Source organism: Banduia mediterranea, from assembly GCF_031846245.1.
Classification (GTDB): domain Bacteria; phylum Pseudomonadota; class Gammaproteobacteria; order Nevskiales; family Nevskiaceae; genus Banduia; species Banduia mediterranea.
Genome location: NZ_JAVRIC010000002.1, coordinates 22,760 through 36,633, shown reverse-complemented (window position 1 = coordinate 36,633; position 13,874 = coordinate 22,760). Strand labels below are relative to the sequence as shown.

Annotated in this window: 13 protein-coding genes; 3 read left to right on the top strand and 10 right to left on the bottom strand. The window is 65.2% G+C overall.

The features are described 5' to 3' along the window. Positions 1-12: 12 nt before the first annotated feature. The 8 genes from nuoI to ndhC all read right to left on the bottom strand — a co-directional run bounded on the left by nuoI (position 13) and on the right by ndhC (position 9,362). Positions 13-549, bottom strand: a complete 537-nt coding sequence (gene nuoI / locus RM530_RS01625; protein ID WP_311363460.1) for an NADH-quinone oxidoreductase subunit NuoI — start codon at positions 547-549, stop codon at positions 13-15. Then, positions 546-1,541: an NADH-quinone oxidoreductase subunit NuoH gene (nuoH, locus tag RM530_RS01620; RefSeq protein ID WP_311363459.1), complete on the bottom strand. Its 996-nt coding sequence runs from the start codon at positions 1,539-1,541 to the stop codon at positions 546-548. Before nuoH ends, nuoI begins: the two co-directional genes overlap by 4 nt. A gap of 85 nt (positions 1,542-1,626) precedes the next feature. Beyond that, entirely contained in the window at positions 1,627-4,461 is a 2,835-nt protein-coding gene (gene nuoG / locus RM530_RS01615; protein WP_311363458.1) for an NADH-quinone oxidoreductase subunit NuoG, read from the bottom strand. A 175-nt stretch (positions 4,462-4,636) separates the two neighbouring features. Then, positions 4,637-5,968: an NADH-quinone oxidoreductase subunit NuoF gene (nuoF, locus tag RM530_RS01610; protein WP_311363457.1), complete on the bottom strand. Its 1,332-nt coding sequence runs from the start codon at positions 5,966-5,968 to the stop codon at positions 4,637-4,639. Continuing rightward, the gene (gene nuoE / locus RM530_RS01605) at positions 5,965-6,489 is read right to left on the bottom strand and encodes an NADH-quinone oxidoreductase subunit NuoE (RefSeq protein WP_311363456.1); all 525 of its coding nucleotides are present in this window, start codon (positions 6,487-6,489) and stop codon (positions 5,965-5,967) included. The genes nuoF and nuoE overlap by 4 nt, the downstream gene beginning before the upstream one ends. After that, positions 6,476-8,257: an NADH-quinone oxidoreductase subunit C/D gene (nuoC, locus tag RM530_RS01600; RefSeq protein ID WP_311363455.1), complete on the bottom strand. Its 1,782-nt coding sequence runs from the start codon at positions 8,255-8,257 to the stop codon at positions 6,476-6,478. Before nuoC ends, nuoE begins: the two co-directional genes overlap by 14 nt. Further along, positions 8,257-8,931, bottom strand: coding sequence for an NADH-quinone oxidoreductase subunit B (locus RM530_RS01595; RefSeq protein WP_311363454.1), 675 nt, complete (start codon positions 8,929-8,931; stop codon positions 8,257-8,259). The genes nuoC and RM530_RS01595 overlap by 1 nt, the downstream gene beginning before the upstream one ends. 5 nt (positions 8,932-8,936) lie before the next feature. Next, entirely contained in the window at positions 8,937-9,362 is a 426-nt protein-coding gene (gene ndhC, locus RM530_RS01590) for an NADH-quinone oxidoreductase subunit A (protein WP_349256148.1), read from the bottom strand. A 119-nt stretch (positions 9,363-9,481) separates the two neighbouring features. Between ndhC and RM530_RS01585 the strand changes: the two genes are divergently transcribed. Further along, positions 9,482-10,684 carry a class I SAM-dependent rRNA methyltransferase gene (locus tag RM530_RS01585; protein WP_311363453.1) on the top strand — a complete coding sequence of 401 codons (1,203 nt, stop codon included), beginning with the start codon at positions 9,482-9,484 and terminating at the stop codon, positions 10,682-10,684. 3 nt (positions 10,685-10,687) lie between these two features. Here the strand turns inward: RM530_RS01585 and RM530_RS01580 are convergent, their stop codons facing one another. Both RM530_RS01580 and RM530_RS01575 read right to left on the bottom strand, forming a co-directional pair. Continuing rightward, complete coding sequence (locus tag RM530_RS01580; protein ID WP_311363452.1) at positions 10,688-11,401, bottom strand: protein kinase family protein; 714 nt, start codon at positions 11,399-11,401, stop codon at positions 10,688-10,690. 78 nt (positions 11,402-11,479) lie between these two features. Beyond that, the gene (locus RM530_RS01575; protein WP_311363451.1) at positions 11,480-11,929 is read right to left on the bottom strand and encodes a MarR family winged helix-turn-helix transcriptional regulator; all 450 of its coding nucleotides are present in this window, start codon (positions 11,927-11,929) and stop codon (positions 11,480-11,482) included. Positions 11,930-12,066: 137 nt separating this feature from the next. On the opposite strand from RM530_RS01575, the gene lgt reads away from it, so the two are divergent. Further along, entirely contained in the window at positions 12,067-12,873 is an 807-nt protein-coding gene (lgt, locus tag RM530_RS01570) for a prolipoprotein diacylglyceryl transferase (protein WP_311363450.1), read from the top strand. A gap of 31 nt (positions 12,874-12,904) precedes the next feature. Further along, positions 12,905-13,795, top strand: coding sequence for a thymidylate synthase (gene thyA, locus RM530_RS01565; protein WP_311363449.1), 891 nt, complete (start codon positions 12,905-12,907; stop codon positions 13,793-13,795). Positions 13,796-13,874: the final 79 nt, after the last annotated feature.

Sequence of the window (13,874 nt, the reverse complement as noted above, 5' to 3'; positions counted from 1 at the left end):
AGTCCGATCCGTTCATGGCAGCAGGGACTTCACATCCACCGGCTGCGCCTCGTTGCGCGCGCCGCCCTTGGGCTTGCCTGCGATCTCCAGACCGGCAATGCGGTAGAAGTTGTAGTTGGGATCCTTGCCGGGGCCGGCGATCAGCAGGTCCTCCTTTTCGTAGACCAGGTCCTGGCGCTTGTAGTCCGCCATCTCGTAGTCCGGCGTGAGCTGGATCGAGGACGTCGGGCAGGCCTCCTCGCAGAAACCGCAGTAGATGCAGCGCGAGAAGTTGATGCGGAAGAACTCCGGATACCAGCGCCCGTCCTCGCGCTCGGCCTTCTGCAGCGAGATGCAGGCCACCGGGCAGGCCACCGCGCACAGATTGCAGGCGACGCAGCGTTCCTCGCCGTCCGGGTCGCGCGTGAGCACGATACGGCCGCGGTAGCGCGGCGGCATGTAGGGCTTGACCTCGGGATACTCGATCACGTCGTGCTTGCGGAACAGATGCGTGAACACGACCCAGATGGTGCGCAGATTGGTGAAGATGCCGATGAGGATTGCTTTCACGAAAGCCCTCCGTCCTTGAGCAGCACGATCGCGCCGGTCGCCAGCAGATTGATCAGCGCCAGCGGCAGGCAGAATTTCCAGCCCGCCGCCATCATCTGGTCGTAGCGCGGGCGCGGCAGCGAGGCGCGCAGCAGGATGAACACACACATGAAGAAGAAGGTCTTGAGGCAGAACCAGGCCAGCGGCGGCAGAAAGCCGGGGCCCAGCCAGCCGCCGAAGTAGAACGTGGTCAGCAGCGCCGAGATCACGACCACGCCGACGTATTCGCTGACCATGAACATGCCGAACTTCATGCTCGAATATTCGATGTGGTAGCCATCCGCCAGTTCGGATTCGGCTTCCGGCAGGTCGAAGGGCGCGCGGTGGACCACGGCGATACCGGCCAGTGCGAACAGGATGAAGCCGGGAAACTGCGACACCACGAACCACAGCCCGCGTTGCGCCTCGACGATATCGCCGAGCCTGAACGAGCCGGCGAGCATCACCGTGCCCATCAGCGCCAGGCCCAGGAACACCTCGTAGGTGATGGTCTGCGCGGTGGAGCGCAGGCCGCCGAGCAGCGCGTACTTGTTGTTGGACGACCAGCCGGCCAGCATCACCGCGTAGACCGCGAGTCCGGCCAGCGCCAGGAATACCAGCACGCCCATGTCCAGGTCGGCCACGCGGATGTCCGGCGTCAGCGGCACTACCAGGAACATCAGCAGCATCATCGCCAGCGAGATGAACGGCGCCAGCAGGAAGGTCGGCTTGTCGACGAACGGCGGCGTCCAGTCCTCCTTGAAGAACATCTTGAGCATGTCGGCGATGACCTGACCCAGGCCCAGTGGGCCGACCCGGTTCGGGCCGAGCCGGTCCTGGAAGAAGCCGAGCAGGCGGCGTTCCCACCAGATCGTCCAGGCGGAGACGATGGTGACGCCCAGCAGCAGCACGCCGGCCTGCAGGGTGGCGAAGAACACCGCCTGGAATTCGGGTGTCCAGAGGCGTTCGATCATGTCGGTACGCCCATTGTCGTTCGTGGGTGTAGCCCTCTCCCGGAGGGAGAAGGGAGCATGCCTGTGGGTCGGTGAGTGAAGGAGGTCATCCATTCACTCCCAGTTGAATCGCCGCGCCGCCGTCGAAATACGGCACGCCGGGCAGTCCGCGCGGCAGGCCCACCTGTCCCGGCATCAGGCTGTCGTCGAGGCGTAACGGCAGGGTGGTGGCGGTGCCATCCAGCGATATTTTCACGGACGCGCCTTCGGCAAGACCGAGTTGGGAGGCATCGTCCGGATGCAGCGCCACATAGGCAGCCGGCATGCGCGAGGCGATCGGCGCGGCGCGGGCCGACAGCGCGTCGCTGCCGAAGATGTGATGCAGCGGCAGGGCGACCGGGCCTTCGGCTGGCGCCGGGCTGCTCCAGGCGCGGTAGTCGCCGGAGCCGCTGCTTTTGATCAGGTGCTCGCTGGGCGGATTGATGCGCAGCGCGCCGCCGACTTCGTCCTGAAACTTGTTCCAGGCCTGCGGCGAGTTCCAGTTCGGTGCCCAGGCGAAGGCGATCAGTGAGGCCGGTTTGGCCGTGCCCTGATAACCCTCCATCGAGAACGCCAGCGCCGAATCCGGGTCCTGCGGCGCCCGCGGTTCGTGCACCGACAGATTGGCGCGCATCGCCGTGCGCCCGCTGTAGCGGTGCGGCTCACGCGCCATCTTCATGCCCTCGTAGCGGAAGGCCGCGCCCGGAGCGGCGCCGACGATGCCGGCCAGCGCCGGAACCGCCAGCGCGCAGGCGGCCGTCACTTCGTCCAGCGAGTTCCATACCGAATGCTCCCTTCTCCCTCCGGGAGAAGGGCTGGGGATGAGGGCGCTCGGCGCTCGTTCTGGCGAATCCGCTGATTTCGGACGCTCGCCCTCACCCCGGCCCTCTCCCAGAGGGAGAGGGGGAGGGCGTGTGGAGTTGCCGGCGTCACCGGCGCCAAGGTCCTGCATCCACCGCCAGGACTCGCGCACCTCGTTGCCGGCGTCGTAATAGCTTGGATCGAACACCTGAAAGAAGCGCTGCGCGCGGGTTTCGTAATTCACCAGCGTGCCGTCGCTTTCGAACAGCGTGGCCGCCGGCAGCAGCAGCTTGGCGCGCTGCGCGGTTTCGTGCATCTGATGGTCGATTACCAGCAGGGTCTTGTTGCTCAGCGCCGTGTCCACCGTCGCGCGTGGCGCGCGCCGATACAGGTCGTTCTCCAGCACCAGCACGGTGTCGGCCTCGCCGGCCGCGAGCCAGCCCAGCGCGGTGTCCACGTCCACGCCGTCCATCAGACGCACGCCCAGGCTGTTGGCTTCGGGGGCGATCAGCACCCATTCGACCGGCTTGCCGCGCCGGTACAGGGCCAGCGCGACATTGGCGGCGGCCTCGATCACGGCGCCGCTGTCGCAGCCGGTGCCGGAGACGATCAGCGGTTGTTCGCTGGCCAGCAGGGCCTCGGCGATGGTCTGGGCGCGGCCCTGCGCTTCCTCGTCCAGCCCGCCGATGGCCGGCGCGGAATTGTCGATGATGCGCGCCACCGCATAGCCCAGCGCTGCCAGGTCGGCTGGTGCGGCGCGCACGGTGTCGGCGGCGATGTCGTCGAGGCGGGTGTCGGTGGGTGTGGCGATGAACAGCGGATGCATCGCGCCGTCGCGCACGTCCTCCACGCCATCGGCCTGCCACGGCGGCACCTTCTTCTCGATCGCCTTGGCGAGACCCGCGCTGCGCACCGTTTGGCGCAGCGCCAGCGCCAGACGCGGCGCGGTCTGCATTACGTCCTCGCCGAGTACCAGCGCCGCGTCCCGGGTTTCCACGCCGCGCAGCGTGGCGTTGGCGATGGGCAGCTCGCGCTGCAATTGCAGGATCAGTCCCGTGAGCTGGTGTTCGCGCGCGGACAGCCCGGTCGAGAAGTTGTCGGCGCCCACCCGTTGGCGCAAGGCGAAGTTGGCTTCGAGGCTGGCGCGCGGCGAACCGATGCCGATGACGCGGCGGGCGCCGCCGAGCAGGCGGGTGGCGGCGTCCAGGCCTTCGTCGGTGTCGAGTTCGCGGGTGGCGCCGTCGACCGTGATGCGAATGCGCCGCGGCCGGTCCTTGCGGTTGGTGTAGCCATAGCCGAAGCGGCCGCGGTCGCACAGGAAGTAATGATTCAGATCACTGTTGTAGCGGTTCTCCACGCGGCGGATTTCGCCGTAGCGCTCGCCCGGCGAGGTGTTGCAGCCCATCGAGCAGCCGCCGCAGATGCTGGGCGCGAACTGCATGTCCCACTTGCGCACGTAGCGCTCGGAGTGGGTCTTGTCAGTGAACACGCCGGTGGGGCAGACCTCGGTGAGGTTGCCGGAGAATTCGTTTTCCAGCGTGCCGTCGGTGGCACGGCCGAAGTAGACGTTGCTGGCGGTGCCGAACACGCCGAGGTCGGTGCCGCCGGCGTAGTCGTTGTAATAGCGCACGCAGCGGTAGCAGGCGATGCAGCGGTTCATCTCGTGGGCGATGAACGGCCCCAGGTCCTGGTTCCTGTGCGTGCGCTTGGCGAAGCGGTAGCGCCGCCGCGCATGGCCGGTCATCACCGTGACATCCTGCAGGTGGCAGTGACCGCCTTCCTCACACACCGGGCAGTCGTGCGGGTGGTTGGACATCAGGTATTCGACGATGGTCTTGCGGAAGGCCTTGGCTTCGGCATCGTCGATGGAGATGTAGCTGCCGTCCGAGGACGGCGTCATGCACGACATGACGATGCGGCCGCGCGTGTCGTCGGCGTCCTTGTACTGCTTGACCGCGCACTGGCGGCAGGCGCCGACGCTGCCGAGCGCCGGGTGCCAGCAGAAGTAGGGGATGTCCAGGCCCAGCGACAGGCAGGCGTGCAGCAGGTTGTCAGTGCCGTCGACGTCGTATTGTTTTTTGTCGATGTGGATGGTGGCCATCAGCTCGCCCTCCGGGCGTGCGGGACCAGGGTCCCCGGTCCTGCGTAGGGTGGGCAAAGCGAAGCGTGCCCACGCGGAAACGTGCGCGGCGCTACGCGTGGGCACGGCCTTTGGCCTTTGCCTACCCTACGGCTTTTTCCGGGTCCGACCAGCCGAACATTGCCGCGCTTACCCATCACGCGGCCCTCACATCGGAATCACCACGTCCGTGATCAGAGCGACCAGCGGCCCGTATCCCGGCCTCGAACTCCGGTCGAAAGAACTTGATCGCCGATTGCAGCGGTTCCATCGCCCCGGGCGCATGCGCGCAAAAGGTCTTGCCCATCCACAGGTCGGAGGTCATCGATTCGAGCATCTCGATGTCGCCCGGTTCGCCTTCGCCGCTTTCCAGCGCTTGCAGGATCTTCACGGTCCAGGGCAGGCCGTCTCGGCAGGGTGTGCACCAGCCGCAGGATTCGCGCGCGAAGAAGATTTCCAGGTTCACCAGCGTACCGAGCAGGCTGGCCTGGTCGTCGAGCACGGTCATCAGGCCGGTGCCGAGGCGGCTGCCGGCCTTGCCGATGGAGCCGTAGTCCATTGGCACGTCCAGGTGTTCGGGCAACAGGAAGTCGGTGGAGGCGCCGCCCGGCAGCCAGGCCTTGAGCTGGTAGCCGTCCTTCATGCCGCCGGCCAGTTCGAGAATCTCGCGGCCGCTGCTGCCGATCGGCAGTTCCCACACGCCGGGATGTTTGACCTTGCCGGAGACGCCGTAGAGCTTGGTGCCGCCGTCCTCGCTCTTGCCCTGCGACAGGCCGCGAAACCAGTCCGCGCCGTGGGCGATGATGTGCGGCACGTTGCAAATGGTTTCCACGTTGTTGACCACGGTGGGCCGGCCCCACAGACCGGCGACCTGCGGAAACGGTGGCTTGGCGCGCGGGTTGGCGCGGCGGCCTTCCAGGGAGTTGAGCAGCGCGGTTTCCTCGCCGCAGATGTAGCGGCCGGCGCCGGTGTGCACGTGCAGATCAAAATCCCAGCCGCTGCCGCCGATGTTGTTGCCGATGTAGCCGGCCTCACGCGCTTCGGCGATGGCCGCGCGCAGGTGTCTGGCGGCGAGCACGTATTCGCCGCGCAAAAAGATGTAGCCGGTGCTGGCGCCGATGGCGTAGCCGGAGACGATCATGCCTTCGACCAGCTGATGCGGCGCGGCCTCCATCAGCAGCCGGTCCTTGAAGGTGCCGGGCTCCATTTCGTCGGCGTTGCAGACGATGTACTTGAGTGGCGGCGCGTCCTCGCCCATGGGCACGAAGCTCCACTTCACGCCGGTGGGAAAGCCGGCGCCGCCGCGGCCGCGCAGGTTCGCTTCCTTGACCTGGGCCTGCACCTCCGTCGGCGCGATGCCGGCGAGGACTTTCTTCAGGCCGGTGTAGCCGCCGACGGACTGGTAGCCCGCGAAGTCCAGCGGGGCGCGATCCGGCGCGATGCTGTGGGTCAGCGGGTGCGTCAGCGCGGTCTTGTCGGTGGCGCTCATTCGTAGGCCTCCAGCATCGCCGGCACGGTGTCCGGCGTCACGTCCAGATGGGTGTCCTCACCGATCATCAGCACCGGGCCGTGGTCGCAGGCGCCGAGACAGCAGATCGGCAGCAGGGTGAAGCGCCCGTCCGCCGTGGTCTGGCCGGGTTGAATGCCGAGGGTCTCGATCAGCGCGTCGCGGGTGGCCTCGTAGCCGGTCAGATAACAGGCCACCGAATCGCAGATCGTGATCACGTGGCGGCCCACCGGCTGGCGGTAGATCAGATTGTAGAAGGTGGCGACGCCGTCGAGTTCGGCCGTGGAGACGCCCAGCAGCGTCGCGACTTCGGCGATCGCCGCGTCCGGCACCCAGCCGAGCCGGCGCTGCGCGATCTTGAGTGCCTCGATCGAGGCGGCGCGAGCTTCGGGGTACTGCGAAATCTCGTGCAGGATATCCTCGCGCTCGGTCTCGCTCAGGCGGAAGTCCTGCGGTTTCGGCAGGTCCGCGAGTTTCACGACGTTGGTGTCAGCGGTCGACATCGGCCATCACGAAGTCGATGCTCGCGATATACGCGATCAGGTCCGGCACCATCTGCCCGCGAATCACGTGCGGGATCTGTTGCAGGTGGGCGAAGCTCGGCGTGCGGATGCGCGTGCGATAGCTCATGGTGCTGCCATCCGATGTGAGGTAATAGCTGTTGAGTCCCTTGGTGGCTTCGATCATGACGCTGGCTTCGCCGGGCGGAATCACCGGCCCCCAGGACACGCCGAGGAAGTGGGTGATCAGGGTTTCGATGTCCGCCAGCATGCGCTCGCGCGGCGGCGGAGTGGTCAGCGCATGGTCGGCCTTGAACGGGCCTTGCGGCATGTTTTCGAGACACTGCTGGATGATGCGTGTGGACTGGCGCATTTCCTCGACGCGCAGGCACAGGCGGTCGTAGCAGTCGCCATTGCTGCCCAGCGGGACCTCGAAGTCGAAGTTCTCGTAGCCGGAGTAGGGGCGCGCCTTGCGCAGGTCGTAGTTGACGCCGGTGGCGCGCAGGCCGCCGCCGGTGATGCCCCAATCCATCGCCGACTCGCTGTCGTAGGCGGCCACGCCGATGGTGCGCGCCCTGACCAGCCCGTTCTTCACCAGCGCCTTTTCGTATTCGGCGAGACGCGGCGGGAAGTACTCGACGAACTCGCGCACCAGCCGGTCCCAGCCGTTCGGCAGGTCCATGGCGACGCCGCCGATGCGGAAGAATGCCGGGTGCATGCGGAAACCGGTCAGAGCTTCGATCACGTCGTAGGCTTTCTGCCGATCGACGAAGGCGTAGAACACCGGGCTCATCGCGCCGAGGTCCTGCAGATAGGTGCCGAAGAACAGCAGGTGCGAGGTGATGCGGAAGAACTCCGAGAGCATCACGCGCATCGTCTTGACGCGCTCCGGCACCTCGATGCCGGCGAGCTTTTCCACTGCCAGCACGTAGGGCAGGTTGTTCATCACCCCGCCGAGATAATCGATGCGGTCGGTGTACGGAATGAAGGTGTGCCAGGACTGGCGCTCGCCCATTTTCTCGGCGCCGCGGTGGTGGTAGCCGATGTCCGGCACGCAGTCCACGATCTCCTCGCCGTCGAGTTGCAGCACGATGCGGAAGGCGCCGTGGGCCGACGGATGATTCGGGCCCAGGTTGAGGAACATGAAGTCCTCATCCGCGGTGCCGCGCTTCATGCCCCAGTCCTCGGGCCTGAAGCGCAGGGCTTCCTGCTCAAGGTCCTGCCTGGCTGCGTCCAGCGCGTAGGGGTCGAACTCGGTGGCACGAGCGGGATAGTCCTTGCGCAGCGGATGGCCTTCCCAGGTCGGCGGCAGCAGGATGCGGCTCAGGTGCGGATGGCCGTCGAAAACGATGCCGAACAGATCCCAGACCTCGCGTTCGTACCAGTTGGCGTTGGGATAGACCGACACTACGCTGGGCAGCGACAGCGCGTTCTCGTCCAGTGCCACCTTGAGCCGCAGGTCCGCGTCGCGGCCGATCGACAGCAGTTGATAGACGACGGTGAACGCGGAGGCCGGCAGCCCGTCACGATGCGTGCGCAGGCGCTCGTCCACGGCCGTGAGGTCGTAGAGCATCGAATACGGCGAAGGCGCCTCGCGCCTGAGATAACGCAGCACTTCTGGAATCCGCGCGCGGTCCAGCCACAGCGTCGGCATGCCGTCGCGCGTGGCCTGGAATTGAAACGCATCGGCGCCGAAGCGCGCATGCAGTTCGCGCACGATTTCGTGCCGGGTTCCCGGAGTCGCTGGGGCCTGTGGCAGATCGTCCGCCATCAGACCTGATCGGGCGTCCGCAGCGTCGTCTGCGCCTGATGCTCGGCGCGCATGCGGTCCTTGCGCGAGGGTTCGATCGGCCGGTACACGCCCTGTTCGCCGACCACCCAGGACAGCGGCCGGCGCTCCTTGCCGATGGAGTCCTGCAGCATGTTGAGCCCGGCCAGAAACGCCTCCGGGCGCGGCGGGCAGCCCGGCACGTAGACGTCCACCGGCAGGAACTTGTCCACGCCCTGAACCACGGAGTAGATGTCGTACATGCCGCCGGAGTTGGCGCAGGAGCCCATCGAAATCACCCACTTGGGTTCCAGCATCTGTTCGTAGAGCTGCTGTACCACCGGCGCCATTTTCTGGAACACCGTGCCGGCGATGACGATCACGTCGGCCTGCCGCGGTGAGGCGCGGATCACCTCGGCGCCGAAGCGAGCCATGTCATGCGTGGGCGTGAAGGCCGTGGCCATTTCCACATAGCAGCAGGACAGCCCGAAGTTGTAGGGGAACAGCGAATTCTTGCGCCCCCAGCCGACGGCGCCGTGGAGGATGTCCTCCAGCTTGCCGAGGAAGATGTTGCGATGGACCATCGATTCCACCGGGTCGCCGACGCGTTCGCGCGTGCCGGCCGGATACTTCTGCGCCGGGGCGTTCGGGTCGATGCGGGTCAGCGTGTATTCCATGGGGTTCAGGGATTCTCGGGAGGAACGGCGGTGGCTTTGGTGCTGTAGGCCCTGCGATTCGCCCATTCGAGCGCGCCGATGCGCCACAGGTAGGCGAGGCTGCCACCGAGTATCACGATGAAGATCGTCGCCTCGATGAATCCGGCCCAGCCGGCTTCGCGCACCGAGATCGCCCAGGCGTAGAGGAACAGGGCTTCGACATCGAAGATCACGAAGAACATCGCGACCAGATAGAACTTGGCGGACAGGCGCAGGCGTGCGGAGCCGGCGCCGACGATTCCGGATTCGAACGGAATCTCCTTGGCGCGACCGCGACTGCGCCCCCCAAGCAAGGCCGACAGCGCCAACATCAAGGCGCACATCGTGACCACCCCAATCACGTAAGTCAGCAAGGACCACGTTTCTGGCGACAGCGAGTTCAGAAGCTTCACGGCGTGAATCTCCATCTCGCGGGGCTCCGTGCCGGCGGCGTCGCGGGTTGCGGCGGTCGGGCGGAACCATGGCTTGATGCGTCTATCATAAGGCAAGCCCTACCCTGATCAACACCACCATGGTCGACCACCGCGTCTCGCCGCCGACCACGCTGCGTCTCAAGCCGCGTGAAGACCGTCGCCTTCGGGCCGGCCATCTGTGGGTGTACTCCAATGAGATCGACACCACGGCCACGCCGCTGTCGGCGTTTGCGCCGGGCGATCTGTGCCGACTCGAGGACGCACGCGGCAAGTCCCTGGGCCTGGCCTACGTGCATCCCAAGAATCTGCTGTGCGCACGTCTGCTGAGCAGTCGCAGCGACCGGCCGGTCGATACCGACTGGTTCATTCGGCGATTGCGCAGCGCACTGGCCCTGCGCGACCGCCTGTATCCCGAGCCCTACTACCGGCTCGTGCATGGCGAGGGTGATGGCCTGCCGGGCGTGGTCGTGGATCGCTACGGTGATGTTCTGGTCGTGCAGGTCGGGACGGTCGGCATGGAGCGGCTCAAGTCCGAAATCGTCGACGCACTGACGGTGGTACTGCAACCGCGTGGCATCTGGCTGCGCAATGACGGTGTTGCGCGCGAGGCCGAAGGCCTGCCGCTGTATGTGGAGGCGGCCGGTGATCCGCCGCCCGAGGTCGAATTGCTGGAATCCGGCGTGCGCTTCGGTACGGCACTGGACAGTGGCCAGAAGACCGGCTGGTTCTACGACCAGCGCGACAACCGTGATCGCTTCATGCGTTACGTTCCCGGCCAGCGTGTGCTCGACGTGTTCTGCTATGCCGGTGGCTGGGGTGTGCGCGCTGCGGTTGGCGGAGCGAGCCAGGTGGCAGCCATCGACAGCTCGGAGCCGGCGCTGGCGGCCGTGCGGGCCAATGCCCAAACCAATGGTGTGGTCGTTGAGACGATGCAGGGCGATGCTCTGGAGCGGCTCAAGCGGCTGCACGCCGAAGGCCTCGAATTCGATGTTGTGGTTGTCGACCCTCCGGCGCTGGTCAAGCGCCGCAAGGATTTCGACGCGGGCTTCGGCCACTACGCGGCACTCAATCGCGCGGCGATGCAACTGCTTCCGGCCGATGGCATTCTGGTGTCCTGCTCCTGCTCGTTTCATCTCGACGAGGCGCAATTGCAGCGTGTGCTGTTGCGCGAGTCGCGCGGACTCGGGCGTCGTCTGCAATTGCTGGAGACGCTGGCGCAGGGAGCCGATCATCCGGTGCATCCGGCGATGCCGGAAACGCGCTACCTCAAGGGTTTCATTGCGCATGTGAGTGATGGATAGGGCTTACAGGCCCAGGGCATCGCGAATGCGCTCGAACAGCCGCGTCAGGGGATAGCCCCTGAAGACCCACAGGCGACGCAGTTCGTTGAACCGATCCAGAAATTCCAGACGGGCCTGATCCAGCGGCTCGGCGCCTACCCGCAGCCAGCTCTTGTACACGCCTGAAAGATCCACCGATTCGAGCACCGTGCTGAGCAGGTTCGGCAGGCCGTGCAGGTCGATGGCGGACTGAAAGTCGATCAGGTAGGGCTGTCCGTCGGTGCCGACCAGCACATTCGACAGATTGCGCATGTCCAGATGGACGATGCCCCGTTCGTGCATTTTCAGCACCAGAGTCTCCAGATTGCGGAAGAAACTCGCCGGCAAGGTGCCAGCGGCGCGCCGCACCGCGCTCAACGGCTGGCCGGGCATGAACGGATAGGCCAGGGCGATCGCGCTGAGCCGAAAACGACGGCTGGCGACGCCGGGCAGTCCTCGCAGGCGATCGAGCGTGCGCAGCTCGCGATGCACGAAGTAGGGCCCAGCGCTGAGGCGTATCCACCACGGACAGTGCGAGAAGTCCTTCACGATCAGGTCCAGCGCGCCCTTGCGATAGCGGTAGACATGCGCGTTGGCGAAGCGGCCCCGATGAATCAGCTTGAGACCGTCCGCGCTGATGTGCTGGCCCGGGAAGCGCAAGTGCAACTGCGCCAGCGTCCGTTGTTCGCGGTCGTTCATCGGAATTCGTCGCCGACCTCGTGCCAAAAATATTTCGAAGGCTGTAATAGCCTAGGCAGCAAATATAGCAAGAAAACCTCAGAGGGCGTCAAGCAACCTGCGCAAATCCTCAAGAAGCCGGTCGCGTTCGCTGCTCGAAAAGTCCTTGAGTCCATTGCGATAGACCTCGTAGACCAGCGGCATCACCAGCGGAACCAGGCCGGCGCCTTTCTCGGTCAGGCGCAGTTTGACCGAGCGGCGATCATCGCGGCAGCGGATGCGTTGGATGATGTCCTTGCCTTCGATACGATCGAGCAGGCGGGTCATGGCGCCACGGTCGTAATCCATCAGGCGGCACAGCTCACTGGGTGTTTCCGCCCGGCCTCGGGCCAGGTTGACCACCACGCCGAACTGGGCCGCGGTCAGCTCAAGCGGTGCGAGCTTCTTTTCGAGCGCATTGAAAACCGCGCCTCGCAGCTGGACGAGGAGGGGACCGAGTACTGCTTCGGGCGGTTCGTCGCCTAGTCCTTTGGGCTGTTCGCAGTCCAATGGCTGGAGTCTCTGAGCTTATGTGGATTCCCCATTATGCCGATTAATGCACGGCGCCGGCCAATCGTTCAATCATTTGTCGCGGCGCGGCAATCGGAGTGCCGCCTGTCATCTGCGATCGCGTAGAATTCGCACCCATGATTCAGCACCCTGGCTGGGACCCTGTCGCCCTCTCCATCGGACCGATCCAGATTCACTGGTACGGTATTTCCTATCTTGTGGGTTTCTGGGGCTGCTGGTGGCTGGGAACGATCCGCGCCCGCCAGCCGCAATGGAACTGGCCACGCGAGCGCGTCGGTGATCTGCTGTTCTATCTGGTGCTCGGGGTGATCCTCGGCGGCCGGGTCGGTTACACCTTCTTCTACAACCTCGAAACATTCATTCATCACCCGCTGGTGATCTTCCGCATCTGGGAAGGCGGCATGTCGTTTCATGGCGGCCTGATCGGGGTGATGGTGGCGGCCGCGATCTATGCGCGCCATATCCGGATGACGTTCTTCGACATCACCGATTTCATTGCGCCGCTGGTGCCGTTCGGCCTGTTCTGCGGCCGCATCGGCAACTTCATCAATCAGGAACTGTGGGGCGCGCCGAGCACGCTGCCGTGGGCCATGGTCTTCCCCAAGGACCCGGAGCAGCTGCCGCGGCATCCCTCGATGCTCTATGAAGCCTTGCTCGAAGGCCTGGTGATGCTTGCGCTGCTGTGGTTTTTTTCGCGCAAGCCGAAACCCCGCATGGCCGTATCCGGCGCCTTTCTTGTGCTCTATGGCCTGTTCCGAACCCTGGTGGAAACGGTGCGCCTGCCGGACCAGCAGATCGACTACCTGCTCGGCACCGGCTGGATCACGATGGGCATGGTGCTGTCGGCGCCGATGTGGATTGGCGGTCTGATCCTGATGGCGATGGCCTACCGGCGTGGCGTGCGGACACAAGCGATAAGCTGAGCGTTCAGTTTCCCGCCTATCGGTCACGGCCATGCATCCCGAACAGCAATATCTTGAACTTTTGAGGCGATTGATCGCGGGTGGCGATCTTCGCCTGGACCGTACCGGCGTCGGCACCCGAGCCCTGTTCGGTTATGAAATGCGCTTCGATCTGGCGCGGGGCTTTCCGGTATTCACGACCAAGCGCGTGTACTGGAAAACTGCCTTCAAGGAAATGCTGTGGATGCTTTCGGGCGGCCGCAACATCCGTGAACTGCTGCAGCAGAACGTGCGTATCTGGACCGACTGGCCCTTGCGTCGTTATCGCGAGGAGACCAGTGACAATCTCACGCAGACCGAGTTCGAGCAGCGCATCGTCGCGGACGCGGACTTTGCCGCGCGCTGGGGCGATCTCGGACCCGTCTACGGCGCGCAATGGCGCCACTGGAAGACCAGCGACGGAGGCGAGATCGATCAGGTGGCCGAGGTTCTGCGTCTGCTCAAGGAGAATCCGTCCTCACGGCGCATCATCTGGGATGCCTGGAACGTCGCGGAACTCGATCAGATGGCGCTGCCGCCCTGCCACAAGCAATATCAGTTCTTCGTGAGTTCCGATGGCCGCCTGTCTGGCGCCTGCATCCAGCGTTCGGTGGACAGTCTGCTGGGCCTGCCGTTCAACATTGCCAATCTGGCGCTGGTGACGCATCTGCTGGCGGAACAATCGGGCTATCGGGTGGGCGAGATCGTCTGGTATGGGCTGGACGTGCACCTGTACAGCAATCATCTGGAGCAGGCGCGCACCCAGCTCGAACGTCAGCCGAGGATCTTCCCCTCACTCAAAATCCGGCCGGGCGTGACCAGCCTGTTCGACTATCGCATCGAGGATATCGACCTGGTCGACTACGACCCGCATCCCCCAATTTCAGCTGAGGTCGCAGTTTAGGGGCGGGGGGCAGCGCAGTGGCGCCACGTTCAGCCTGAGTCCGCAAGCGCAAAAGCACAATCCCGGACGCTCCAGTCGC

Bases quoted from the DNA above. Each gene is read 5' to 3' on its own strand.
- nuoE (WP_311363456.1), bottom strand. From the start codon at position 6,489: ATGTCGACCGCTGACACCAACGTCGTGAAACTCGCGGACCTGCCGAAA.
- nuoC (WP_311363455.1), bottom strand. From the start codon at position 8,257: ATGGCGGACGATCTGCCACAGGCCCCAGCGACTCCGGGAACCCGGCAC.
- RM530_RS01580 (WP_311363452.1), bottom strand. From the start codon at position 11,401: ATGAACGACCGCGAACAACGGACGCTGGCGCAGTTGCACTTGCGCTTC.
- RM530_RS01585 (WP_311363453.1), top strand. From the start codon at position 9,482: ATGGTCGACCACCGCGTCTCGCCGCCGACCACGCTGCGTCTCAAGCCG.
- RM530_RS01595 (WP_311363454.1), bottom strand. From the start codon at position 8,931: ATGGAATACACGCTGACCCGCATCGACCCGAACGCCCCGGCGCAGAAG.
- thyA (WP_311363449.1), top strand. From the start codon at position 12,905: ATGCATCCCGAACAGCAATATCTTGAACTTTTGAGGCGATTGATCGCG.
- nuoF (WP_311363457.1), bottom strand. From the start codon at position 5,968: ATGAGCGCCACCGACAAGACCGCGCTGACGCACCCGCTGACCCACAGC.
- lgt (WP_311363450.1), top strand. From the start codon at position 12,067: ATGATTCAGCACCCTGGCTGGGACCCTGTCGCCCTCTCCATCGGACCG.
- nuoG (WP_311363458.1), bottom strand. From the start codon at position 4,461: ATGGCCACCATCCACATCGACAAAAAACAATACGACGTCGACGGCACT.
- nuoH (WP_311363459.1), bottom strand. From the start codon at position 1,541: ATGATCGAACGCCTCTGGACACCCGAATTCCAGGCGGTGTTCTTCGCC.